The 25,138-nt window shown below is 68.7% G+C and carries 19 protein-coding genes; 11 read left to right on the plus strand and 8 right to left on the minus strand.

Annotation, left to right across the window (positions count from 1 at the left end; translation table 11 throughout):
• The first annotated feature begins 67 nt into the window (after positions 1 to 67).
• The 3 genes from ACZ7M3_RS29330 to ACZ7M3_RS29340 all read left to right on the plus strand — a co-directional run bounded on the left by ACZ7M3_RS29330 (position 68) and on the right by ACZ7M3_RS29340 (position 3,463).
• On the plus strand, positions 68 to 586 hold the full coding sequence (locus tag ACZ7M3_RS29330) for a hypothetical protein (RefSeq protein WP_472066939.1): 519 nt from the start codon (positions 68 to 70) through the stop codon (positions 584 to 586).
• A complete protein-coding gene (locus tag ACZ7M3_RS29335) occupies positions 586 to 2,838 on the plus strand; it encodes a hypothetical protein (RefSeq protein WP_472066941.1) in 2,253 nt (750 codons plus the stop codon). Before ACZ7M3_RS29330 ends, ACZ7M3_RS29335 begins: the two co-directional genes overlap by 1 nt.
• A 145-nt stretch (positions 2,839 to 2,983) precedes the next feature.
• Positions 2,984 to 3,463 (plus strand): hypothetical protein, encoded by a 480-nt coding sequence (locus ACZ7M3_RS29340; protein WP_472066943.1) that lies wholly within the window; start codon positions 2,984 to 2,986, stop codon positions 3,461 to 3,463.
• Between the two features lie 72 nt (positions 3,464 to 3,535).
• Here ACZ7M3_RS29340 and ACZ7M3_RS29345 read toward each other — a convergent pair whose 3' ends face one another.
• From ACZ7M3_RS29345 to eccB, 8 genes are all read right to left on the minus strand, one after another.
• Positions 3,536 to 3,838: a WXG100 family type VII secretion target gene (locus tag ACZ7M3_RS29345; protein ID WP_075031309.1), complete on the minus strand. Its 303-nt coding sequence runs from the start codon at positions 3,836 to 3,838 to the stop codon at positions 3,536 to 3,538.
• Positions 3,839 to 3,904: 66 nt separating this feature from the next.
• Positions 3,905 to 4,246, minus strand: a complete 342-nt coding sequence (locus tag ACZ7M3_RS29350) for a WXG100 family type VII secretion target (RefSeq protein ID WP_075031308.1) — start codon at positions 4,244 to 4,246, stop codon at positions 3,905 to 3,907.
• A gap of 109 nt (positions 4,247 to 4,355) precedes the next feature.
• The gene (locus ACZ7M3_RS29355) at positions 4,356 to 5,567 is read right to left on the minus strand and encodes a S8 family serine peptidase (RefSeq protein ID WP_472066945.1); all 1,212 of its coding nucleotides are present in this window, start codon (positions 5,565 to 5,567) and stop codon (positions 4,356 to 4,358) included.
• A gap of 93 nt (positions 5,568 to 5,660) precedes the next feature.
• On the minus strand, positions 5,661 to 7,466 hold the full coding sequence (locus tag ACZ7M3_RS29360) for a WXG100 family type VII secretion target (protein ID WP_472066947.1): 1,806 nt from the start codon (positions 7,464 to 7,466) through the stop codon (positions 5,661 to 5,663).
• On the minus strand, positions 7,466 to 7,936 hold the full coding sequence (locus ACZ7M3_RS29365) for a hypothetical protein (RefSeq protein WP_472066949.1): 471 nt from the start codon (positions 7,934 to 7,936) through the stop codon (positions 7,466 to 7,468). The genes ACZ7M3_RS29360 and ACZ7M3_RS29365 overlap by 1 nt, the downstream gene beginning before the upstream one ends.
• 299 nt (positions 7,937 to 8,235) lie before the next feature.
• Positions 8,236 to 9,630 carry an outer membrane protein assembly factor BamB family protein gene (locus ACZ7M3_RS29370; RefSeq protein ID WP_472066951.1) on the minus strand — a complete coding sequence of 465 codons (1,395 nt, stop codon included), beginning with the start codon at positions 9,628 to 9,630 and terminating at the stop codon, positions 8,236 to 8,238.
• Positions 9,631 to 9,814: 184 nt separating this feature from the next.
• The gene (gene mycP, locus ACZ7M3_RS29375) at positions 9,815 to 11,029 is read right to left on the minus strand and encodes a type VII secretion-associated serine protease mycosin (RefSeq protein ID WP_472066953.1); all 1,215 of its coding nucleotides are present in this window, start codon (positions 11,027 to 11,029) and stop codon (positions 9,815 to 9,817) included.
• Positions 11,030 to 11,082: 53 nt separating this feature from the next.
• Positions 11,083 to 12,612: a type VII secretion protein EccB gene (eccB, locus tag ACZ7M3_RS29380; RefSeq protein WP_472066955.1), complete on the minus strand. Its 1,530-nt coding sequence runs from the start codon at positions 12,610 to 12,612 to the stop codon at positions 11,083 to 11,085.
• Positions 12,613 to 12,809: 197 nt separating this feature from the next.
• On the opposite strand from eccB, the gene eccE reads away from it, so the two are divergent.
• From eccE to ACZ7M3_RS29420, 8 genes are all read left to right on the plus strand, one after another.
• Entirely contained in the window at positions 12,810 to 14,138 is a 1,329-nt protein-coding gene (gene eccE, locus ACZ7M3_RS29385) for a type VII secretion protein EccE (RefSeq protein ID WP_472066957.1), read from the plus strand.
• Positions 14,139 to 14,149: 11 nt separating this feature from the next.
• Positions 14,150 to 15,010: a hypothetical protein gene (locus tag ACZ7M3_RS29390; RefSeq protein ID WP_472067287.1), complete on the plus strand. Its 861-nt coding sequence runs from the start codon at positions 14,150 to 14,152 to the stop codon at positions 15,008 to 15,010.
• A gap of 358 nt (positions 15,011 to 15,368) precedes the next feature.
• Positions 15,369 to 18,722: an SCO5717 family growth-regulating ATPase gene (locus ACZ7M3_RS29395; protein ID WP_472066959.1), complete on the plus strand. Its 3,354-nt coding sequence runs from the start codon at positions 15,369 to 15,371 to the stop codon at positions 18,720 to 18,722.
• 357 nt (positions 18,723 to 19,079) lie between these two features.
• Positions 19,080 to 20,963 (plus strand): ABC transporter substrate-binding protein, encoded by a 1,884-nt coding sequence (locus ACZ7M3_RS29400; protein WP_472066961.1) that lies wholly within the window; start codon positions 19,080 to 19,082, stop codon positions 20,961 to 20,963.
• 80 nt (positions 20,964 to 21,043) lie between these two features.
• On the plus strand, positions 21,044 to 22,111 hold the full coding sequence (locus ACZ7M3_RS29405) for an ABC transporter permease (RefSeq protein ID WP_472066963.1): 1,068 nt from the start codon (positions 21,044 to 21,046) through the stop codon (positions 22,109 to 22,111).
• 23 nt (positions 22,112 to 22,134) lie between these two features.
• On the plus strand, positions 22,135 to 23,058 hold the full coding sequence (locus ACZ7M3_RS29410; protein WP_472067289.1) for an ABC transporter permease: 924 nt from the start codon (positions 22,135 to 22,137) through the stop codon (positions 23,056 to 23,058).
• A complete protein-coding gene (locus ACZ7M3_RS29415) occupies positions 23,055 to 24,074 on the plus strand; it encodes an ABC transporter ATP-binding protein (protein ID WP_472066965.1) in 1,020 nt (339 codons plus the stop codon). The genes ACZ7M3_RS29410 and ACZ7M3_RS29415 overlap by 4 nt, the downstream gene beginning before the upstream one ends.
• The gene (locus ACZ7M3_RS29420; protein ID WP_472066967.1) at positions 24,071 to 25,081 is read left to right on the plus strand and encodes an ABC transporter ATP-binding protein; all 1,011 of its coding nucleotides are present in this window, start codon (positions 24,071 to 24,073) and stop codon (positions 25,079 to 25,081) included. Before ACZ7M3_RS29415 ends, ACZ7M3_RS29420 begins: the two co-directional genes overlap by 4 nt.
• The last annotated feature ends 57 nt before the right edge of the window (positions 25,082 to 25,138 follow it).

The raw sequence follows: 25,138 nt of genomic DNA on the forward strand, positions 1-25,138 counted from the left end.
GGATTCGACGTAGCGGTCCCGTCCGGAGGACGGGCTTCACGGGGACACGGGGAAGTGATCCGAACGCATGGCGTGGGACGAGTGGGAACAGCTGAAGTCACAGGCGGCGGAGCGCCAGTCGGCACAGATGCAGCTGAACCAGGTGGAGCCGGGCGCGGGCGGCGGGGGCAACACCGCGGATCCCAGTCAGTACGGCGACCTCACCGTGCGCGAGGGTGATCTGGCGAAGATCGGCGACCACGCGTTCACGCTGTACAACGACCTGTGGAACAAGGGACGCAGGGCGGTCCCCAGCAGCGACAAGGCCGCGGGAAACCTCTCCACACAAGGCTTCGCGCTGGGTGGCGGACTCCAGCACGTGTCGACCCGCTGGGACGAACAGCTGTCGTCCCTCAGGGACGCGTGCGCGCACATCTCGAACCACATGCAGGTCACCAAGAAGCTGCATGCGGGCGACGACCACTACATCCGACGGCAGATGAGCAGCATCGACGTGCTGGACGCAGGCTTCGACGAGCGTGTGGGGGGCCACGGCAAGAAAAACCCTGTGTACGGCGACTCGGGTGAGAAGAAGGACAAGAACTGATGGACCTCGATGCCCTTCGATTCGCCAACTTCACGCTCCTCGACGACGCCGTGGAGGACTGGACGACGATGATCCGTGACCTCGACGACCTGAAGGAGTCCGCCGACAAGGGCCTCAGGAGCGCGGCCAACAAGGCCAACTGGGCGGGCGTGAACGCCACCGTCTCCAAGGAGTTCATCGGCAAGACGTCCGGCGAGTTCGCGGATGCCCACGTCCAGGCGACGTCCATCCGCAACATCCTGAGTGACACGCTCGGCGAGCTGAAGGACTACCAGAAGAAGCTCAACGCGGCCATTGAACGAGGTCTGAAGAAGAACTTGACGGTGGTGTCCACCGCGGGTGGCGAATTCACGGTCACGATGAACATCCACCCGGACCGGGCCGCGAAGGGGACGACAGTTCCCGAACACGACGCGAGTGATGTCACCGCCCTGCGGGACGAGGTCCAGAAGATCCTCAATGCCGCGACGGAGAGCGACAACACAGCCAATACGGTGCTGCAGGCCCTCGTCGACCAGAGTCGGCTCGGCTTCTCCGGCGCCGGCTATGCGGACCGGGACTCGGCGGCTGCTGCCGTCAAGGAAGCCGATGAACTCGCCAAGCTGGCGCAGAAGGATCCGAAGGACCTCACGGTTGAGGAGTTCGACAGACTCAATGCCGGCCTGAAGAAGTACGCGAACGACGACCTGTTCGCCGAGCGCTTCGCCACCAGACTCGGCGCCAAGGGGACGCTTGAGTTCTGGACGAAGCTCACCGAGCCGACCACGAACCCTGAGCTGTTCCGCGCGAGGCGCGAGCAACTCGACGATCTGCAGCAGCACATCGGCCTCACCCTCGCCACCGCCACCCAGAGCGACACCGGGGCCATGACGGAGTGGAAGCGCCAGATGGTGGACCTCGGCGACAAGCCCGTCGGCAGGGGTGGTGGGTTCCCGTTCGGCGTCCAGGTCATGAGCAATTTCATGCGCTGGGGCGACTACGACGACCAGTTCCTTGGCGACTACGGCAAGAAACTGATGGACACGGAGCGGAAGCTGACGCACAACGGTCAGCACGTCGCCTGGCAGCAGATGGGCTTCGACCCGGACCTCAACCGTACGGGGACCGACGGCGGCTACGACCCGATGACCGGCTACCTGAAGGCATTGTCGAACAGCCCCGACGCGGCCACCGAGTTCTTCAACGACCAGTTCATCGGCAAGGACGAGGACCACAAGAAGGCCCTGTCGAACTTCGACTACCTCTTCGAGGAGCGTGACTGGCCGCAGGACCAGAACGACAAAGGCGATGCCAGCACCGCGGGTCGCAACAACCTGGCGCTGGCTCTGGAGGCCGCGACCACGGGGCATCCGGCGGGCGAGCTGCCGACGCTCGACACGCCTTCGCACAACCCGGAGCAGACGAAGCTGATGGAGAGCCTCGTCGCCTCCATTTCGGACGACAACGAGCGCGTCACCAAACATGGATACATGGGCGACAGCATCGGGCAGATCGCGTCGGAGTACCTTCCGGACCTCAACCGAGCCATGACCGATGACGGAGACGACGACACCAACCGGCTCTTCCCGATCGCCGGCTCCGAGGCCGAGTTCAACCATCGGGACGTGACACGTTTCCTGTTCACCGTCGGCCAAAATCCCGAGGGGTACGCAGCGGTCGAAGTAGGCCAGAAGGCCTACATGGCCAACCTGATGGAATACCACTTGAATCCCGATCTCCCCGAGGACCAGCGCTACGCCAAAGATCCGCAATTCGTGGTCGAGCAGATCGCGAAGGGGTCCGGTGAAGTCTCGGGAACCCTTGCACAAGGCCGCGCGGAAGTCGTCGCAGGTGAGGCCGAGGAGAAGGACAAGGCCTACGAGCACTCGGTGGCTCAGTGGAAGAACGCGATCTCCGGAACCGTCGGCACCGTCACCGGCGTCGGTACGACCTTCATCACCAGCCCTGCCGGAGGGGCGGCGGCCGGTGGAATCGCGGGCACCGCGACGAGCATGGTCCTGGAGGAACTCTTCAAGGACGCCGAGGGGAAGGCCAAGGACGATGCCGGCCCCGTCATGGGCGAGCACTGGGAGTCCGGCCTGGACAGCAACAGCAAGTACACCGAGAAGGCAGCCGAGGCCGCGGCGAAGAACCACAGCCGGACCGATCTCCCGGACGTCGGGGAATGGGCGCGCGATGGCGCACAACGCGGATTCAACGCGTCCGGAACGAATGTCATCGCCATGGCGCCCGACCTCAAGACGGATGTCTGACGTCGGGACGTCGAGACGTCGGGCATCGGTCCCGGACCTCGAACAACATTCACACTGTCCAGAGAGGCATGCGACCTTGAAGTACTCTCGTCTCCGATCCTCACCGGCACCCAGGAGAGTCGCTTTCCTGGCGACGGCCGTCGCCATGGGAATCGCGCTGTCCGGCTGCTCGAAGGAAGAGGTACGGGAGTACGCGCTGCCAAAATCCCTGTGCGGCGTCACCGTGAAATCCGACCTGGTATCCCCCTTCTTGCCGGCTGGAAAGAAAATTTCCACACAACAAGAGTCACCCAACGGCGGAACCGAACGATGCAAGATCAGCATCGATGGCAAAGTCGCCATGATTGCAGGTCAGTTGTGGTGGGAGAAAGAGGGCACCGTCATGGACGTTGCTGCCGTGCATGCACAGGTCGCCCCCGGGACCGTGACGGACGACAAAAGATATCTTTACTCAGGAACCGGTGCAGTCGGGAAAGCCGAAGGCTGCAGTGATTCGTCCCATCCGGATCAGCATTTGTTCACTGTCATGCAGGTGTTTGCACCCGACCTCGATGACACCACCGCGATGAAGCGTCTGATCGTCGACTACACCAAGCAGATCCAGGAGAAGAACAAGTGCGTCTGATGTGAGCGAGGACGCACAACAGGGTGGGCACCTCCCGTGCGTGCCCACCCTGTCGACCCGTATCGACCTGTCCTACAGGTAGTAGCTGGCGGCCTTCTTGTCGCCGCCGTGGTAGTCGCCGCCGGCGCGACCGACCACCTGCGCGATGGCCACCAGAGCCTGGTGGATGTCGCGCGCTTCCTTGTCCCACACGGCCTGCTGCTGCTTGTACATGTTGTGGGCCTCGCCTTCCCAGCCCGACGCCACACTGGCGACCATCTTCTTGATCTCTTCCAGGTCCTGCTCAAGCTGCTTGGCCTGGTTACCGATTTCGGTGGCCGCGGCGTCAAGGGCCCCGTACTTGACTACGAGTTCATCGTGGCTGTTGCCGGCCATGCCTACTCCATTTCCTTCGTGATGTCGTCTCACCGGGCCCGACCTGCGAGCTCGGACAAGTCGGACTCAGAACCCGCTGAGGCTCGACTTCGGGGCACCGTCGAACACGTTGATGCTCTGCACGGCCGACCGGACCTCGTCCTCCGTGCCGTCCTTGATCTTCCGGGTGGCGGTCATCGCCTCCAGGAACTTGGTGAGGACGTTGCCGATCCGCACCAGGGACGTGTTGATCTCGTACTGCTTGGTGTTGAAGGCACCGGCACCGATGCCCTTCCACTGCCCGGATTCAAGGCTGTCGATGGTGCCCTGAAGCCGGTGAACCTGCCCCTTGATCGACTCGAACTTGATAAGGATGTCCTTTTCAAGCTTGACTACTTGGGCGTCTGATAGCCGCTGGCCGTCTGCCATGACTGGGCTTCCCTTCCTGGACTGTCATTGCAACTTGCCGAGTTACGCATCGCCACAATGTGGGTAGCGGAACCTGGCCTGAAAATGGGTCGAACCACACAGGCAGCCCTCAATTGCCGCGGCGTGCGCGGAAGGCAGCGAAGCCGCCGCCTCCGATCACCACCACCGCCGCAACTGCTCCGAGAACCACCCACAGCGTGTTGTCGCCGGACGACGTCGAGCTTGATCCTGCCGCTGAAGTCAGGCCACCTGAAGTGGATTTCGGGGGCTGTGACGAGGTTGATGCGGATGCGGAGGACGAGGCGCCGGTGCCGGCGGAGAGGCCGGGCGTCTTCTTGTTGGTGACGGGATCGACGTCGGCGGGTCCGGGGTCTCCCTTGCCTTTCAGGAGAACCTGCGCCGGCCGGATCGTGCCGTAGCCGAGGTACCGGCTCGGGGTGCTCTTCGGCCAGTCCCGGCCGGCTGTGTCGATCATCACGCGGAGGACCTGGTTGGCAGTCCACTTGGGGTGGGCGGACCAGATGAGGGCGGCGGCGCCGGAGGTGATGGCGGTGGCTTGACTGGTTCCATTGCTCTGCGCGCAGTAGGACTTCAAGGCCTTGTCGCACCAGGTCGGTACGTCGACGCCCGGCGAGGCCAGATCCACGTACGCGCCATCCTGCGAGAACTTGGCTACCTCGCCGTTTTCGTTGATCGCCGAGACTCCGACCACGCCAGGGTATTTGGCGGGATAGCCGATGTAGTTCTTGGCGATATCGGCTGCGTTACCCACAGCGGCAATGAGCAGTTTCCCCTTGCTCTGTGCGTACTGCACGGCTTCAAGTTCACCATCGTCCTCGGAATACGTACCGAACGACATATTGATGATCTTTGCATCGGAGTCGGCAGCGGCTCGGATTGCCTTCGCTGAGGTATCGCCCTGCTCCTCACCCTTCTTGCCGATTCCGAGGAGCACCGTGCGGATTGGGATGATCTTGGCTCCGGGTGCCACTCCCTTGAGCCCACCACCACGGCCGGTCCCTGCGATCAACTCGGCCATCGACGTGCCGTGGCCGGCGTAGTCGTCCGTTTCGTCACCTGTGGTTCCCGTGGCGTCGACTCCGGGCAGCACCTGGCCCTTCAACGAATTCGTGTCCGGGTTCACTCCGGTGTCGACGACAGCGACCGAAATGCCCTTGCCCGTGCTGACTTTCCACAGTCCCTGGGCGTTCATCGCGTCCAAGTACCACTGCTGCGACTGGATGTCGTCGGCAGCCGCGGCAGGGGCCAGCCCAACAGACATGACGGCCAAAGCACCCAGCGTCGCGCCCACGGTGGTCACATGTCTCCGGGCACGCATCGCCCACAGCGCGGCCCGCATTCGGCGTACGCCAGTCCCTGACTTCATGCTTCTGTACGTCCTAGGTCGTTTCGGTCAGTCGGTCGCCGGCGGCGCATCGTCACGCCGCGCATCATCACGCGAGCGCTTCTTGTCCTCGGCACGGTGCTGTTCACGCTGCGGCCTCCCGCCGGCGGCACGATCAGGGCTGCGGCCCTCCGCGGAACCGGACACCAGGCCAGAACCACCGGACACGGCTCCGTTGCCCCTGACACCTGCCCGACTCGCGGGCGCGCCGACCACACTGTCCGCATTACCTGGAGTCCGGCGCTGAGACTGACCCTGGCCAGTGCCCGGTGCCGGGTTGTTCTTCGCACCGATCACTCCGCGCTGCCCCGGCCTTTCGCCCGTACGAGCCCCTGGTGTGCCCTCGCCACCGATGACCGTGCCACGCGGAACCCTGGCACCCGTCGCACGCGGGCCAGCTTCAGCAGCGGGCCTGCCACCGACCACGCCGCCCGTACGCGCAGCGCCCGTGGCTCCGGGTCCGGTCCGTGCGGCAGGCTGACCGGGCACGCCGCCCACACGCCCGCCTGGCGTGCCGCCGGTGCGTGAACCGGTCGTACCCGCGCTTCTAGGCATGCCGCCGGTGACACCCCGCCCCATAGGCGACCTGCCCGTCGCAGAAGCGGGCCCACGGGCACCCTGCTGGCCAACCGCGGATGCGCGTCCGATCGGTCCCACGGGGCCGCGTCCTGTGCGACCTCCGGCAGTGGTTCCCTCAGAGGTGGTAACCCGCCCTTGAGCCGATCCGGGAGTCTTGCCGCCCGCTCCTCCTCCAAGTCCGACAGCGCGCGCGACCGGGCCTCCGAAGGCGGGAGGTACCACGCCTGTCCCTATGGGCGGGAGCGTTCCCCCAGGAGGCGCACTGGGTCCCGTTGCCGTGGAAGGGGGGAGCACTGGCGCCGGCTTCGCGGTTTCTGGCGGCAGCGTGCCAACGCTGTTGATCTCCGTACCGACAGTGGGGCGATGCAAATCGACACTTGTGTCCACAGCGGGATGCGCAGAGGGAAGACGGCCGTTCCCGGAGTCGGTCTCGCTGTGGGACACATGGCTGCCTTCGCTCGCACCCGCAACCGCCTGGTGGACTGAGCTCAGGTTGGAGTGGCGCGTGTGACCATTGGTACCTCCACTCGGTGCCTCGGACCCAGGCGGCATCCCCACATCCGGCATCGACTGAAAAGCCGGCGGGTCCAGCTTCGCCAGTTCGGACCCTGACACCGAGTAGAAGGAGGCGAGGCGGTTCATCTGGTTGATCGCCTCTTGCCGGTCCTTCTCGACCTGGACCGCCTGGGCGTACTGCTTGTTGCCCTCGAACTGCTGGAGTACCGGGAGCTGCCCCGGCTTCTTCTGATCGAGGGCAGGGCGGGGGTCCCGGGGCGGCAACGAACTGCGCACGGATGCGAGCCCCGTCGCGGCAGCCGTGACCTGCACCCCGGCGCCGTCGGCGTACGTGGCCAGGCTCTCGGTGTGCGTGGCGAGCTTCTCTCCCCACTTCTGGAACGCCTCGCCGGCCACGCCCTGCCAGTCCTCACCCGCGTGCTTGAGGTGACGTCGGAGCTCCACGGCGGCTTCGTTGATCGCCTTGCTCGCCTTCGCCAACGTCTCGCCGGCGTGCTCCAGGTCGGCGGGGTTCGCCTGATGGACCAGGTCGATCATGGCATTGAGTTTGTGGTCCTCGAAGTCCGTGACCTTCCCGTACGTCAGGAGGCGGACGCGCTTGAATCCGAACGCGTCGTGCATCACGTTCGACACCCCGGACACCGCGTCGACCTGGCCGACCTGAACGTCGACGCGCTGCTGGTCAGTCAGCTCCTTCGGCGCCTTGTCGTCCCCGCTCACTACTGGAGTCCCTTCGTGGACTTCTTCGCGTCGCTCAACTTCCGCTCACCCTCGCCGGACTTCTCCTGCTGGGCTTCGCTGTACAGGCGGTCGGTCTCGACCTGGATCTCCCAGAAACGGCGACGCTGGTCGTCATCGAGGCTGTCGAAGCCGTTCTGCGCGCCCTGCGTCGCGATGCCCATGGCCTCGATCTGGAGACCCAGCGTCTTGGAGAGCTGCGTGATGTGCTCGTGAACCTGCTCGTACTGAGTGAACAGGGCGTCCGCCTCATGGAAGGGACTGCAGTGCCCGCTGAGAGAAGTCCGTGAGACGCGGTGCGCACCCACCTTGGAAGCGCTGCCCGCCGAGTCCTCGAACTCGGACAAAAGTTTGTCGATGCGCTGCTTGAACGTCATCAGCACGCCGGCGCCGACCTTCAGGTCCGCAGCTGTGCTTGGCGACGCCCCACCTGTCATGTCCGCAGGAAGCATGACGCCTTCCCTCCCCGTTTTGTCGCTCGCTCCGGGCGACTGCACCCCTCAAGCGTTCATATCCGCAACGACATCACTCTAGTCGCTTCCTATGACAGCCCCAACTGCTATACGCAACAGCTGTGCTACCGCCCAGCGAAGCTTCACTGCTTCTTCACCGCACCCTCGCGCTCGCCTGAGCCCGTGCCGCCACTCGACACTACGTGGCCCACAACGCGACGGACCTGAGTACTCCTACTCATTCGGCGTTGCTGTGTAGCCATTGCGAACTCACAAGAGACGGGCACCCGTCCGACGGTCTACCCCGCGCTCCCCACCCCAAGAACCAGCCACTCCCAGACCTTCTCCTTGGCATTGGTCGGCCCGTTCGCCTGCTTCGTGCCGAAGAAGATCCGTCCGTTCTGCACGATGATGTCGTTCAGTTCCTGGTCTGTGAGCGTCCAGGCTTCGGAGGGCAGATCGAAGTAGAAGTACGGGGTCTCCTTGCCGGTCCGCGGGTTCAGGCTGACGAGTGCCATGGGCGTGATGTGATCGCTGCTCTCGCGGAGGGCGAGGAGTTGATCGCCGCTCATCCGCAGGGGATACAGCAGTTGGTCCTTGCCCGACTCGAACTTCTTGACCGTCTTCCCCGTCGCCAGATCGAATCCGATGACCCAGTTGGAGTTGTTCACAATGGTTCCGTCGGGGTCCTCCCTGCTCATCAGGAAGACCTGGCCGTCTCCGACCACCATCGACGGGCAGTCGTCCACCGCCCCGTAGTCCACCTCATCGACACACTTGGCGACGTAGTGGCCACCTTCGACGCGAATCGTGGCGCGGTACTTGCCATGTTCGTCGAGGGAGATCAGGTCGGTGATCTCGACGTCGCCTGCCGCCACGGCGAGGACGGCGGGTGCGGCGGACACCAGGTTGACGCCCTTGACGCCCTTGGCGACCTGGTACGTCCAATTCACCTTGCCCGTGCGGGAGTCGACCTTCCGGATCCGATAGGTCGTGGCGATGGTCTTCGCGTCGAAGCAGTCGGTCCGGACGAGCAGGGCGCGCCCGCCGGCCAGTCCCCTGTCCCTGCACCCATCAGCGGGGGTGTTCGTCCAGAGGCTCTTCCCCTGGTCCATGTCGTACGCCCGCGTGCCTCCGCCCCACGCCACGGCCACCGTCGCCCGCGCCATGGTCACACTCGGTGTGGCATCCGCGTAGGCGGCCTTCTGCGTGGAGAACTGGGCCTCCCAGAGCTTCTTGCCCGTGTCGAGGTCGACGAAGGCCACACGGTCGCACACCGCGCGGTTGCCGGTACCGGACCGGAAGAGGACTGCCGTGCGGTCCCCCGCAGTCACATGACGCGTCGTGCCGCAGATCGGTCCGGCGAACCTGATGCTCCAGACTTCGTCGCCCGCGCGGGCATCCGTGCCGATCTTGAAACCCACGAGGGTTCTGTTGATGCCTTTGGCAAGGATCTTGTCCGTCGCCCACATGCCCGGCATCGCGTGCGACTCGCCGGCCTGCATGTCGTCGGCGGAGAACCTGAAGGCCATGCGCCCGGATACGTTCGCGGGTTGCTTCTCGACCGTCTCCCTGATGTCCAGGGGGCCTTGCTCCGAGAGGGCTGTCTGTTTGGCGGCTGCCCCTGCCTCGTCGTCGCCGTGCCAGAGGAGCCAACTGCCCACGCACAGCGTCCCGATCAGGAGGGCTGCCACGCCACCGAACAGTTTCCGGCGGCGCTTCTTTTGTATGCCGTCCGCTGTCACAGCGGACTGTGTGTACATGGAAGGAGGTGGGCCGAAGCTCACGCGGAGAGGTCCTTTCGATGACCGCGATGAATGTCTGACAAGTCAGTGACCAGGCAGCGGAGATGTGGAGAACAGCCATGTACCCAGGCCGTCACTCCGCCCCCGCCACCCGCCGCTTCCTCCGCCGCGCGTCCCGCACCGCCACCGCCACCCCGCTGAGCCCCGCCAGCAAGACCGCTGCGCCCACGGCCACATACGTAGCCAGCCGTGCGTTCCGTTCGTCCGGGGTTTCGCCCAGTTGCAGTTTCGCCGGGGTCGGCGCCTCGGCCTTCGAGAGGCCCTCGTGAGGGTCGGGGGACTCGATGGGATGGTCGTCCTCCGTCAGGGCGCGGACCGGGTCGACCACTCCCCAGCCGACCAGGCGGTCATGGCCCGCCACCGAGCGTTCCGCGGTCTGTTCGATCTGGGCCACGATCTGCTGTTGGGTCCAGTCGTGGTGCTTCGCCTTGATCAGAGCGGCGACTCCGGCGACGTACGGGGCCGAGAAGCTGGTGCCGTTGTCGGAGCAGTGGCCGCCCTTGGGGACGGTGGAGATCATGTCCACTCCGGGGGCCGCCACGTCCACGAAGTCGCCCGACTGCGAGAAGGAGGCGCGTTCGTTGTTGCGGTCCGAGGCGGCGACCGCCAGGACGCCGGGGTACGAGGCCGGATAGGTGTCCTTGTCGTTGCCACCCAGGCCGTCATTGCCCGCCGAGGCCACCACCACGATGCCGGCGGCGAGCGCCTCGTCCACCGCCCGTTCCAGGTCCGCGGCCGGCTTCACCGCGTTCGAGGTGTCCTGGGAGATGTTGATGACGTCGGCCTTGGCCCGGATCGCCTCGCGGATGGCCCTGGCGAGTGTTTCCGCCGTGCCGTGGCCCTCGGCGTCGTTCTGCTGGATGGGGATGATCGTCGACTCGGGAGCCAGGCCCACGAATCCGGTGCCGGAGAGGGGCCGGGCCGCGATGATGCCCGCCACGCGGGTGCCATGGCCGACGGTGTCCGTCGTGCCGTTCTCCTTGCCGCGTTCGATCGGGTCTCCGTTGTCGTCCTTCAGTTTCTTCGGAAGGAGGTTGAGACCGGCCGCCGTGTCCACGGCGTGGGTGAGCTGGGGGTTCTTCACGTCCACGCCCGTGTCGATCACAGCCACCCGTACGCCCTTGCCCTTTGACTGGCTCCACAGTTCGTCCAGCAGGACGCGCTGCAGCGCCCAAGGGCGGCCCGCGTACTTCTTGTTCGGGAAGGTGCACTGGTCCGTGGACGTGTCCGCGGCCGCTAGCGGTGCGAGGGCGACGGTGGCGGTGGAAGCGAGCAGCGTCGCGGCCATGACGGCCACGGTACGAAGAGGCCTTGCGGCCGGTGCGTACGACATGGCCCCCCTTACGAGCCCTGCGGCTGGCGTGCCGCCGAAGTCGACAGACGAGGGCCGGTGGGCAGGAACTGGGACCAGGCGGCAGGGATGGGCGCCGGGTCCACGTCGGAGTAGCCCAGGCTGATCTGGGCCAGGCGGGCCTCCTGCTCGAGTTGCTTGCGCTCCTTGGCCGTGGTGCCGATGCCCGCGTCGTTCGTGGCGCTGTCGTCGTTGGACTGCATCGCGTAGCGCAGTCCGGTGTCGGTGACCAGGAAGACACCGCCCGCCGTGGTCTCCTCGCCCTGGAACTGGCGGTAGAGCTGCCCGGAGCCGGGCGTGACGTACGCGCTGGAGGACCCGGTCGGGAGGGGGGCCGGGAAATCCGTGCCCGCCCAAGTGCTGAGCGTCGTCCCGCCCTTGTCCTTGTCGACGTCGCGCAGGACGTTGCAGACGGTGTTGCGGTGCCCGTCCGACGCGTCCGCCTCGTTGACGGGAACGGGCATGCGGCTCGGCCAGGTGTGGTCCGCGGCGAACCCTGCCGTACTGGGCACGAAGGCTCCGGCGCTGACGTCGAGAGCCGTGCCGGCCTGGCCGAGGCCGACCAGGTCACTGCTGTTCAGTAGCAGCTTGGCGGTGAAGTCCGAGACAGGAGCCACCTTCCCCTGCTCGACGAGGTAGTACTGCTCGGTCGCGCCGTTGGGCGCCTTGAGTACCATGCCGACCTTGTTCGCCTCGGCCGACAGGCTGCCCTGGACACCGGCGGCGGTGCCGATCTGGCCCTCGACCTTCGGGAAGGTGATGGGGTCGCCCGGGTGCAGGGTCTCCAGCCACTCCTTGGACACCCGCTGTGGTTCGCGGCCGGAGCCGACGAGCGTGCGCAGCAGCAACTCATTGTTCTCGTCGACCTCGTACGACGTTCCGCTCGCGTCGACGATGTAGCGGGTCTTGTCCGGGCCTACGACGTACAGCAGTTCGCCGCCCCCCAGCTTCTGCTTGCTTCCCTCGGTCTTGCCCATGTCGCGTGAGGCCAGGACGAACGCGGCCTTCTGGATGGACCTGCCGCCCGCGCTCGGGCGTTCGCAGACGGCCCAGCGCTTCGCGGAGCCCGCCTCGGACGCGGCGGGAAGCCGGTCGGGGGCGTAGGGGATGCCGATGGTGACCCCGCGCGGGATGGTGCCCCTGTCGAGGATGGACTCGTCGACGGTGACGACGTCACCCTTGCCCGTCTTGAGCAGGAGCTTCGCGGACGCCATGTTGAGGACCGGGTGCAGTTGGACCTTGCCGTCGGTCTTCAGGACCACGTAACGGGTGGTGGACTTGCTGGCGATGATCACCTTCTCGCCGACGGCGTTCCAGCCCTGCGGCGCGGTCGGTTTGAACATCCCCCACGCCCCGAACGCGGCCATGATGATCACGCCGACGAGGGTCCCCGGCAGCACCGCACGCAACGGGCGCGGCGCCCCTTCCTCCGAACCGTCGGGAGACGACTGGACGAAGGACGCGAGCATGCGTCGCTTCGCGAAGGTGTAGGCGTTGAGCTGGTCCCGCCGAGATGCCATGTGTGCCTGTTTCTCCCCGTGTATCGCCTGGCGGCGCTGGGGGGTACACCGTCCCCCGCCCTCCGTTGTCAGACCGGCCCCCTACTATGCCTGGTAAGGGATCGGCCTTGTGGAGCGGGTAGGGTATCGGGGCCTTCAAGGGCCCTGTGTGGTGGCGTTGTTCCAATGAGTTGTGAGGAAAACGGGGGGATGCAGTGATGGCTTCCGGAACGCGGTTCCGGTCGCGTGACCGGTCGCGGGAGCAGGGCTCCTCGGCACCCCGGTCACAGCGGTCCACGCCGCCCGCGCGGGCGCAGGGACAGACGGGGGCGCTGCATCTCAAGGTGCGTCCCGGGCAGTCGGGGTCGTTCCGGTTGCAACGGATCGTTCTGTTGGAAATCGCCGCCGCCGCGCTGCTCGTCGGGTGGATCGTCGGTCCGTTCGCGCTGATGCCGGCCGCGGTCGTCGCGGTCGCACTCGTCCTCCTCGCCTTCGTACGGCGCCGGGGCCGCTCGTTGCCCGAATGGCTCGCCACGGCACGGGCGTTGCGGGCGCGGCAGCGGCGCGCGGCGAGTACGCCGATACCCCCCGGGACGGAGCCCGGTCTCGCCCCGGCCGTGGAGTGCGATCCGGGCCTGCGGACCTCCGCGTACAGCGCGCGGGACCGACGGCCCGTCGGCGTGATCGGGGACGGTACGTTCGTGACCGCCGTCCTTCAGGTGGAGGCCGACGCGACCGCGCTGCGCGCCGAGCGGAGCCGCCAGCCGCTCCCCCTGGGGCTGGTGCGGGACACGCTGGACGTGGACGACATCCATCTGGAGTCGGCGCAGATCGTGCTGCACACGCAGCCCGCGCCCGCGCTGCACCTGCCACAGCAGTCCGTGGCCGTCAGCAACTACGCGCCGCTCCAGGAGCAGACCGGGGCACCCGCCGTGCGTATCACCTGGATCGCGTTGAAGCTCGATCCGGAGCTGTGCCCGGAGGCGGTGGCCGCGCGCGGGGGTGGGCTCGTCGGTGCGCAGAAGTGCGTCGTGCGCGCCGCTGACCACCTCGCGAGTCGCCTCATGGGGGCGGGTTTTCGTACCACGGTGCTCAATGAGGAGGAGTTGACCGCCGCGGTGGCGACCTCGGCGTGCGCCAACCCTCTGGTGACGGCCGAGGCGGGACGCACCGACCTGCCGGCGCGGCGGACCGAGGAGTCCGGCCGCAGCTGGCGCTGCGACAACCGCAGACACACGACGTACTGGGTGCGGCGCTGGCCCCAACTGGGCGGTGGCGGCGGGCCTTCCCTGCCGCAACTCGTCGCGCTGCTCACGGCCGTGCCCGCGCTGGCCACCACCTTCAGCCTCACGCTGCGGCGCGGAGAGCGCCAAGAGGTGTCGCTGTGCGGGCACATGCGGGTGACCGGTCGCAGCGACGACGAACTGGTCGCGGCGCGCCGCTCGTTGGAGCACGCCGCCCGCCAGGCCGGCACGGGGCTGGCCCGGCTCGATCGCGAGCAGCTGCCCGGTGTGCTCGCCACGCTGCCTCTCGGGGGTGTTCGCTGATGGCCATGACCATGGGTGGAGCCACCGCCTCGGGTGCGTACGGGAACGGGAATTCGGGCGGCTTCGTGGCTCCGGGACCGTACGGGGCTTCGGGGGATCCGGGAGCTCGTCGAGCTTCGGGGGATGGATCGGCCGGCTCCCCCGGCTCGGTGCCGGAGCCGGGGCGTGGGCGTCTGCGCAGCGGGTTCGGGCTGCTCGGGCCTCGGCACGGGCGGCACTCGCTGTCCGTGGAGCAGGTCGACTCGCTCGCGCTGCCCATCGGGGACGACGGGGTCGTCATCGGGGTGGACGCCGAGGGGCAGCCCGCCGTGCTGGGGCTCAACAGGCCGACGCCGTACGACGTCGTCCTGATCGGCGGCCTCTGGACCGCGCAGGTGCTCGCGCTGAGAGCGGCGGCCACGGGGGCGCGTGTGGCCGTGGAGACGGGGCGCGCGCCGGCCTGGATGCAGATGGTGCACGCCATGGGCGGCGGGCAGAACGGCATGAGCGTGCACGACGTGGGGCGGGTTCCGCCGCAGGGCTCCTCGGCCGGCAACCCGGTGCTGGTGGTGCGCGACTGCGGGATGCGGCCGCCGCGCGGGCGTGTGGTCTCCGGCCCCTGGCAGTCGGTGCTGACGCTGTTGCCGTATCTCAGCCCGGTGGCCCCCCGGTTGCTGCGGCAGGCGCGGCTCGTCGGCGTGCAGCGGGTCTCACCGGACGAAGCCGCCGAAATAGGGCGGGCGTTGGCGCTGCCCCGAGGCGATGTGGACTCACTGCCCACGCTCGCCGACGGGGTCACGCTCTGGTGCGCCGACCGCGACCGGCAGTACGTGATGACTCAGCCCACGGACGCCGAGACCGGATTGTTCGGTACGCCGCGCAGGATGGACTGACCCGGCGTCCCCGAGCACCGCCGACTCAACAGCGGTCCTTAATTGGACCCTTGAGAACGATTTACCCCTTGTCGTGACCGGCTTGTTCACCACGATTGCCCGGTTTGTTAACTCCCTTGATGCGTGCGTACGCCGCTTCTGGGCAAGGTGTGACGGAGCGGACCCGCGCGGAGGGGCGGACGGGCCTGCCGTCATGGCGCTCGTGGTGATTAGGCTGGGACCGGGCGCGACCCGTTTCCCTCGACCCACCCGTCGACGGACCCGCCCGCGCTTCGCATGAAGAGACGCGAAGACAAACGCGAAGCGAACGGTCGCGTCAGCACGGCATTGAGGGTGCTTGACCACACCAGGAGGAATTGTGAACAGCGATCGGGACGGGATCCGCGGGGGCTGGGCCACACCCGGCGATGACCAGTCCGACGCGGAGTCCGCCGTCGAGGCGACGGGCGAGTTCACCATCGACTACGCGCCGCCCGCCTGGTACACGCAGAACGCGTCGGGCCATTCGGCCCAGGCCTCGCCGACCCCACCTCCGCCGGCTCCTCCCGCGCCGTCCGCTCCGCCGGTGTCGTTCGACCCGGCCACACCGGTTCCTCCGGCCGCGCCCGTTCCGTCGGCAGCGCCCATGCCTCCGGCCGTGCCCGCGTCCGGACCTCAGCCCGCCTGGACGCCGCTGGTCGCACCGGCCGACGAGGCGGGTCTCGGGAACGGTGACATCGAGAGCGGCTCGACCATGCGGTTCTCCGCCGCCGCGCTCAAGCGTGAGTTCGCGGAGCGGGAGGCCTCGGCCCGAGCCGCCGAGGAAGCGTCCGCAGGCCCCACCGGGGACGCCGCTGTCGCCGAGGGCGCGCCGGTCGGTGAGGGTTCGGACGGCGAGGACACGACCGGCGGTGACTTCGAGTTGAGCGCGCCCGCCGCGCCCGCCGGGGAGCAGCAGTCCGCCGAGGCCTCCGGTGAGGTCGTGGCCGGCGGGGAAGCGCCCTCGTCGGCGGAAGGCGCGAACGCGGGCACGAGCGAGTGCGACGGCACCGGCGCCGCCGCTGCGGGCGACGGATCCGACAACAGCCCCGCGGGCGACGGCTCCGACGCCACCTACTCCGCCGCGGGACACGGGCAGGAGCCCGCGGACGTCGGGGCCGACGTGACGGACCCGACCGGCGGTGAAGACGGCCCGCACGGTGAGGTCGAGGCAGCGCAGGTTCCGGCCCACGCGGCCCACGCGGGCGACGAGGACGCCGCAGCCGCAGCCGCAGCCGCAGCCGATGGTGGCTTCAAGGAGCCCGCGGGTGCCTCTGACGGCGACGTCGAGGGCGCCGAGGGTGCCGCCGACGCGGGGGGCGAGAGCCCCGTTGCCGCCGCGACGGCGGAGACCGCGGCTCAGGACTCCGCTCCCGAGGCCCCGGCGTCCCAGGACGCGTCGGCGCACGAAGCCGATGACTTCGACGACTGGCCCCAGGACATCGCGCCGGACACCTCCCCGGACGCCGGTACCGACGTACCGCAGGACGCGCAGACAGCCGCTCCCGCCTGGGCTCCCCCGCCGATGCCGCAGAGCGGACTGCCGCCGCTGCCGCCCGCCTACCAGCCCGCCGCCCCGGCCCCGGCGGCCCAGTGGCCCTCCCCCCAGCCGGTCGTGCCACCTCAGCCCGGGCCCCCTCAGCAGCCGCAACCGACGGCCGCGCAGGGCCAGGCACCCGTCCCGCCGCAGCCGACCGCCGCACAGGGACAGCCGCCGCTGCCGCCCCAGCAGGGTGGCTACGGCTTCCCCCATCAGCAGCCCCAGCAGCAGCCCTACCCGGGGCCGCCGCCCGCCCAGCCGCCCGCCCAGCCGACGGTCCCGCCACAACAGCCGCTCGCCCAGCCGCAACCGCCGTTCCAGCCGCAGGCTCCGCAGCCCGCGCCCGCCGCCTGGCATCCGCAGGGCACGCCGCCCGCGCCGGGCCCCGTGGCCCCTCCGGTCGCCGACGCTCCCGTACCCGCGCCGCCCGTGCCACCCGCGCCGCAGGACGGTTACGGCTTCCCGCACCCCGGGATTCCGGCTCCCGCCGCGCCCAACCCCCCGGCCCCGCCGACCGGTTACGGGTTCCCGCAGCCGAGCGCCGCCGTCCCGCTCCAGCCGGGACCGCAGCAGAGCGGCTACGGATTCCCGCAGACGGGCGCGCCCGCTCCCCAGCCGACCCCACCGCAGGCCAACGCGCCACAGACCGGCGCACCCCAGGCCAACCAGCCCCAGCCCCCCGCACCGCAGGCCCCCGGCCCGCAGCCGGGCTACGGCTTCCCCCAGCCCCCGGCTCCGAACGCGCCCCAGGAGGGCGGCTACGGCTTCCCGCAGCAGCCCCACCCGGGACCGCAGCCGGCAGCGCAGCAGGCGCAGCCCCAGCCGCCGGTGGACCCCCGTACCGGAGCCGCCTGGCCGCAGCCCATCCAGCACGACCAGCGTCAGCCCACCAACCCGGCCGCCGCCCCGCTCGGGTACACGGCCGCGGTGGAGTTGTCCTCCGACCGGCTGCTCAACAACAAGAAGCAGAAGGCCAAGAGCGGTCGCCCCACCGGCGGCTCCTCGCGCTTCAAGCTCGGTGGGAAGAAGGAAGAGGCCGAGCGGCAGCGGAAGTTGGAGCTGATCCGGACGCCGGTGCTGTCGTGCTACCGGATCGCCGTCATCAGCCTCAAGGGCGGCGTCGGCAAGACGACGACCACCACCGCGCTCGGCTCCACGCTGGCCACCGAGCGACAGGACAAGATCCTGGCGATCGACGCCAACCCGGACGCGGGCACGCTCGGGCGCCGGGTGCGCCGCGAGACCGGGGCCACCATCCGCGACCTCGTGCAGGCGATCCCGTACCTGAACTCCTACATGGACATCCGGCGGTTCACCTCGCAGGCCGCCTCCGGTCTGGAGATCATCGCCAACGACGTCGACCCGGCCGTCTCCACGACCTTCAACGACGAGGACTACCGTCGCGCGATCGACGTGCTGGGCAAGCAGTACCCGATCATCCTGACCGACTCGGGCACCGGTCTGCTGTACAGCGCCATGCGCGGGGTGCTCGACCTCGCCGACCAGCTCATCATCATCTCCACGCCGTCCGTCGACGGTGCCAGCAGTGCCAGTACGACGCTGGACTGGCTGTCGGCGCACGGGTACGCGGATCTGGTCTCGCGGTCCCTCACCGTCATCTCCGGGGTGCGTGAGACCGGCAAGACGATCAAGGTGGAGGACATCGTCAGCCACTTCGAGACGCGCTGCCGCGGTGTCGTGGTCGTGCCGTTCGACGAGCACCTGGCCGCGGGCGCCGAGGTCGACCTCGACATGATGCGGCCCAAGGTGCGGGAGGCGTACTTCAACCTGTCCGCGATGGTCGCCGAGGACATCGTGCGGCACCAGCAGTCGCACGGGCTGTGGACGAACGACGGCAACCCGCCGCCGGTGGCCGCCCCGCCGATGCCCGGTCAGTACCCCTACCCGCAGGGCCAGGGCGCGCCGGGCGTGCCAGGAGCACCGATGCCGGGGCAGCAGCCCCATCCCCAGCAGCCGGGCCAGCCGTACGCGGGACCCCCGCAGCCCGGCCAGCCCTATCCGGGGTCTCCCCAGCCTCCGCAGCCGGGCCAACAGTTCCACCCCGGCCAGCCGGGTCAGATGGGTCAGCCCTATCCCCCGTACCAGGGCCAGCCCCCTCAGACCCCTCCCCCGCCCGCACCCCCACAGCAGTAACCGGACATCTAAGCTGGACGTCGACAACCGGACACCAGTAACCCGATCGGGCCCTTCACGGGCACCGTTTCTCGCCGAGGCCCGCGCCCTTCCCCCAGGGTGCGGGCCTTCGCGTGTCCGGGCACGAAACAGGGCGTCACCCCCTGGCCAGGAGGGCTTCACCGGTCTGAACCAATGAGCGAAAAATCCGCGCCAACTCGTTATTTCCGCAGGCCACACGGGGTTCACGCGCCGTTGACGCGCCGAGACCGCCGCTGATAGACACACACATCAATCCCGCCGGCGTCCCCCGATCACCCTGATCCAGTAGGTCAACCAGCCATCCCTGTGCGAGCGATGACGCGAGGTCACCGACCCATGAACACACACGATCATCCCACCAGAGGACGCCTGCGCCCCCGGCTCCTCGCCGCCGCAGCCGCCGCCGCGCTCACCCTCACCGCCGGTCTCGCGACCCCGCTCAACCCGGCCCCGCAACAGGCTCAGGCCAAGGGGAGCCAGCAGGCCAAGGAGAGCAAGCAGGAGAGCAAGAAGGTCCTCACCGTCGCGGTCGCGCAGAGCGTCGACTCGCTGAGCCCCTTCCTGGCCTCGCGCCTGCTCAGTACGAGCATCCACCGGCTCATGTACGAGTACCTGACCAACTACGACCCCGCGGACAACCACACCGTCCCGGGCCTTGCCACCAAGTGGGAGCCGTCCGCCGACAAGCTCACCTGGACCTACACGATCCGCTCGAACTCCAAGTGGTCGGACGGACAGCAGGCGACCGCCCAGGACGCGGCGTGGACGTTCAACAAGATGATGACGGACCAGGGCGCGGCCACCGCCAACGGCAGCTTCGTCACCAACTTCCGGAAGGTCACCGCCCCGAGCCCCACCCAGCTCGTCATCGAGCTGAAGAAGCCGCAGGCCACGATGGGCGCGCTCGATGTGCCGATCGTCCCCCAGCACATCTGGGAGAAGGTCACGGACTTCTCGAAGTTCAACAACGACCAGAGCTTCCCGATCGTCGGCAACGGGCCGTTCGTCCTGACCGACTACAAGGCAGACAGCTATGTGCGGCTGAAGCCGAACAAGACCTTCTGGCGCGGCGCCCCCAAGTTCGACGAGCTGGTCTTCAAGTACTTCAAGGACCAGGACGCCGCGGTGGCCGCCCTGCGCAAGGGCGAGGTCTCCTTCGTCGCGGGCTCCCCCGCGCTGACCCCCGCCCAGGCCGCGTCCCTCAAGGGCGAGTCGAACATCAAGGTCAACGACGCTCCGGGCCGTCGCTTCTACGCCCTCGCCACCAACCCCGGCGCCCAGTCCAAGGACGGCAAGCACTTCGGTGACGGCGCCGAGTCGCTGCTGAACCAGAAGGTGCGCCAGGCGCTCTTCATGGCCATCGACCGGAAGACCCTCATCGACAAGGTCTTCCAGGGCCACGCCGTCGAGGGCGAGGGATACGTCCCGCCGCGCTTCTCCACGTATCACTGGAAGCCGTCGGCGAACCAGGAGCTCGCGTACGACCCGGCCAAGGCGGCCCAGCTCCTCGACGCGACGGGCTACAAGAAGAACGCCGACGGCAAGCGCCTCGAGAAGAACGGCAAGCCGATCGACTACCGGATCCTCTGCCACGCCACCGACCCGAACGACAAGGCGGTCGGGCAGTACGTGAAGGAGTGGTTCGGCAAGCTCGGCATCGGTGTCACTCTCAACTGCCTCGACAACGTGACCGACCCCTGGCTGGCCGGCAAGTACGACCTGGCCTTCGACGGCTGGTCCGTCAACCCGGACCCGGACTTCGTGCTGTCCATCCACACCTGCGGGGCGCTGCCCGCCACTCCCAAGGACACGGGCGCGACGGACAACTTCATCTGCGACAAGAAGTACGACGAGCTGTACGACCAGCAGCTCGCCGAGTACGACACCGCCAAGCGGGCGGACCTCGTCAAGCAGATGGAGTCGCGGCTCTACGACACCGGGTACATGAACGTCATGGCGTACCCGAACGCGGTCGAGGCCTACCGCACCGACCAGATCAAGTCGATCGAGACGATGCCCAAGGCCGCGGGCAACATCTACGGCCAGGACGGTTACTGGAGCTGGTGGTCGGCGGTTCCGGCCGACGCCTCCGGTGCGTCCTCCGACGGTTCGAGCTCGACGGGCGTCATCATCGGCATCGTCGCGGGCGTCGTCGTTCTCATGGGCGTCGGGGCGTTCTTCGCGATGCGGCGCCGCGCCACGGCCGAGGACCGCGAGTAGACCTCCCTGTTCCCCGTCCGCCGTCCCCGTCGTCCGACACCCACGGGCACCCCATGAACGTACGAGCGAATGAGTAGTTCATGACCGCTGAGGCAACACCCTCGCTGGTCGAGGCGACCGACGGTCCGGCCCAGGCCGGGCCGTCGGTCCGCGGGCCACGGGCGCGCACCACCACCGCGTATCTGTGGTATGTGGCGGGCAAGTTGGGCGGCGCCGCCGTCTCGCTGCTGGCCGTCCTCGTCACCAGCTTCTTCCTCTTCCGGCTCATCCCCGGCGATCCGGTGAAGTACATGACGGGCGGCCGTCAGGTCTCCGCCGGGCAACTCGCGCACTACCGCGAGGAGTTCGGGCTCGACCTGCCGCTGTGGCAGCAGTTCACCGACTACTGCGGCAAGGCCCTCACCGGCGATCTGGGCACCTCGTACCAGTTCCGGGCCCCTGTCATCGACAAGATCTCCGAAGCGCTGCCGAACACCCTCCTGCTCACCGGCACGGCGTTCGTCCTGTACACCGCGCTCGGCATCTTCCTCGGCACCCGCTCCGCCTGGCGCAGCGGCGGCACGAGCGACCGCCTCAACACCGGTCTGGCCCTGACGCTGTACTCGATCCCGTCCTTCTGGCTCGGTCTGCTGCTCATCATCGTCTTCTCGGTGGGCATGGGGCCGATCCCGGGCCTGTTCCCGACCGGCGGCATGGAGTCGGGTGGCAAGGAGGGCTTCGCGTACGTCCTCGATGTCGCCCACCATCTGATCCTGCCGGTGGTGACGCTGGTCGCCGTCGAGTACGGGCAGACCCTGCTGGTCACGCGCTCGGCGCTGCTCGACGAGATGGGCAGCGACTATCTGACGACGGCGCGCGCGAAGGGCCTTCGGGACGATCTCGTCCGCCGTCGGCATGCCGTGCCGAACGCGCTGCTGCCGACCGTCACCCTCATCTTCATCAACCTCGGCCGGACGGTCGCGGGAGTGATCCTCGTCGAGACCGTCTTCTCCTGGCCGGGGCTGGGCGGGCTCTTCTACCAGGCGCTGAGCGTGCCCGATCTGCCACTGGTCCAGGGGCTGTTCTTCGTCTTCGCCTCGGCGGTGATCGTGATGAACACCCTGGCCGATCTGATCTATCCACTGCTGGACCCACGGGTGGGCCGATGACCACGACCGAGTCGGACGGGCCGATGACAACCGAAGCGACCCCGCAGGTGGGCACAGTCGGCACGCGCGCCCTCGCCTGGCAGCGCCGCCGCCACTCCATCGTCCGCTTCTGGCGGCAGTACCGCACCCACCGGGCGGGCGTCTTCGGACTGGCCGCCCTCTCCCTCTTCGCGCTGATCGCCCTCACCGCGCCGCTGACCGTCGGCTCCGACGTGCAGAGCGTGACCGACGCGCCGGGCGGCCCGATGGAGAGCCCCAGCGCCCGATTCCCGCTCGGCACCGACCAGTTCGGGCGCAATCTGCTCGGGCTCGTGGTGTGGGGTGCCCGGGTCTCACTGCTGGTCGGGCTGCTCGCGGCCGTCCTCTCCGTCGCGATCGGCGCGCTCATCGGGATCACCGCGGGCCACTTCCGCGGCTGGTACGCGACCGTGATCATGCGGATCACGGACTGGTTCCTGGTGATGCCGACGCTGGTGCTCGCGATCGCGCTGATGACCGTGATGTCGCGATCGATCGGCACGATCATCCTGGCGATCGGCGTCACCACGTGGCCGACGACGGCACGGCTGGTGCGGGCACAGACCCTCGCCGTGGAGTCACGGCCCTACATCGAGCGGGCGAAGGCGCTCGGGGGCGGGCACTGGCACATCATGTCCCGGCACGTGCTGCCCAATGTGATGCCGCTGGTGCTGGCGCAGACCACCCTGATCATCTCCTCCGCGATCCTCGCCGAGGCGACCCTCGCCTTCCTCGGCCTCGGCGATCCGACGGTCGTGTCCTGGGGCGGGCTGCTCCAGGACGCGCGGGAGGCGGGCGCGGTCAGCGCGGGCAAGTGGTGGTACCTGGTGCCGCCGGGTGTCGCGATCGCGGTGGTGGCGCTGGCGTTCACGCTGTGCGGACGCGCGGTCGAGTCCGTCCTCAACCCCAAGCTGGGGGTGACCCGATGAGCACTCCGGCGAAGCGGCGTCTGCTGGAGGTCAGGAACCTCGAGGTGACGTACGCGGGCGGAGCGGCCGCCGTGCGCGGCGTGGGCCTCTCCCTCGACGCGGGCCAGAAGCTCGGTATCGCGGGCGAGTCCGGCTGTGGCAAGTCCACGCTGGCGCTCGCGCTGCTGCGGCTGCTGCCCACGGGTACCCGTACGAGCGGGGAGATCCTGCTCGACGGCGAGGATGTGCTGACGATGAAGTGGGGGCGGGTGCGGGCGGTGCGCTGGGCGGGCGCCTCGATCGTCTTCCAGGGCGCGATGCACTCCCTCAACGCCGTGCACCGCATCGGCGACCAGATCGCCGAGCCGATCCTGCTCCACAAGAAGGCGACCCCGGCGGGCGCGAAGATGAAGACCGGCGAGCTGCTGGAGCACGTGGGTCTGCCCGCCGCCCGCGCGAACGCCTACCCGCACGAGCTGTCCGGCGGGCAGCGCCAACGCGTCATGATCGCCATGGCCCTGGCCTGCGACCCCCGGCTCGTCATCGCCGACGAACCGACCACGGCCCTCGACGTGATGATCCAGGCCCAGATCTTGCGCCTGATCGAACAGCTCGTCGCCGAGCAGGAGTTGGGCCTGATCATGATCAGCCACGACCTCGCCGTGCTCGCCGACACCTGCGACCGGCTCGCGGTGATGTACGCGGGCCGTGTCGTCGAGGAGGGCCCGGCCCGGGAGGTGTACGAGGCGGCCCGGCACCCGTACGGCAAGGCGCTGTCGGCGGCGTTCCCGCGCATCGGCGACGCCGCCTCGCGGTTCGCGCCGCGCGGACTGCCGGGCGATCCACCGGACCCGTCGGCGCTGCCGTCCGGCTGTACGTTCCATCCCCGCTGTGCGGTGGCGCTGGACAGCTGTGCCACCGAGGATCAGGCACTGCGGGAGGCGGGTGCGGGGCGGTGGGCCGCCTGTGTGCACACCGGCGCGACCGTCCACGAGCCGGGCACCCCGGCGGAAGAAGCCAGGAGCAGCGCCCCATGACCACCACCCCTGCGACCTCGCCCCCCGTGACCACGGCTCCCCTGCTCCGGGCCGAGGGCCTGCACATCGCCTTCCCCGGACGTCACGGCGCCGCCCGCGCGCGTGCCGTCGACGGGGTCGACCTCGACATCCGTCCCGGCGAGATCGTCGCCCTGGTCGGCGAGTCGGGCTGCGGCAAGACGACGCTGGCCCGCTCCCTGCTCGGTCTGGTCCCGCCGACCGACGGCCGCGTCACCTTCGACGGGGCGCCGCTCGACTACTCCGCACGCGCCCTCAAGGCCTACCGCAAGCGCGTCCAGCTGGTCCTGCAGGATCCCAGCGGCTCGCTCAACCCCCGGCACACGGTGTACGACGCGGTGGCCGAGGGGCTGCGCATCCACAGGTACGGCGGCGACGAACGGGCGGCGGTCGCCGAAGCCCTCTCCCGGGCCGGTCTGCGCCCGCCGGAGCGCTTCTTCCTGCGCTACCCGCACGAGCTGTCCGGCGGCCAGCGTCAGCGCGTCGTCATCGCGGGCGCGCTGGTCCTGGAGCCCGAACTCATCGTCGCCGACGAGCCGGTGGCCTCCCTCGACGCGTCGGTACGCGGCGAGATCCTCGCCCTGCTCCTGCGGCTGCGCACCGAACTCGGTCTGTCCGCCCTGGTGGTGACCCACGACCTGGGGCTGGCGTGGAACATCGCCGACCGGGTCGCGGTGATGTACCTGGGCCGGATCGTGGAGACCGGCGAGGTGGAGAAGGTCCTGACCGCGCCCCGGCATCCGTACACCCAGGCCCTGTTGTCCGTCCTCCCGGAGGCCCCGGGCGCCCCGGTGGTCCTCACCGGCGAACCCCCGGACCCCTCCCGCATCCCCGCCGGCTGCCGCTTCCACGCGCGCTGCCAGATCCTGGCGAGCGGGGAGGCCGAACGGGCGGGCGTCGCGGACGCGTGCCGGGGCGAGGACCTGGAGGTACTGAACGGCAGCGGCGAGGCACAGGTGGCGTGCCACTGGGCACGGCTCGGTACGTGAAGCGGGCGGCGTGCCGCTGGACGCTCAGTACGTGAAAAGGGGCGCCCGGTGCCTTGG

This window comes from Streptomyces sp. NPDC111656 (assembly GCF_055656965.1).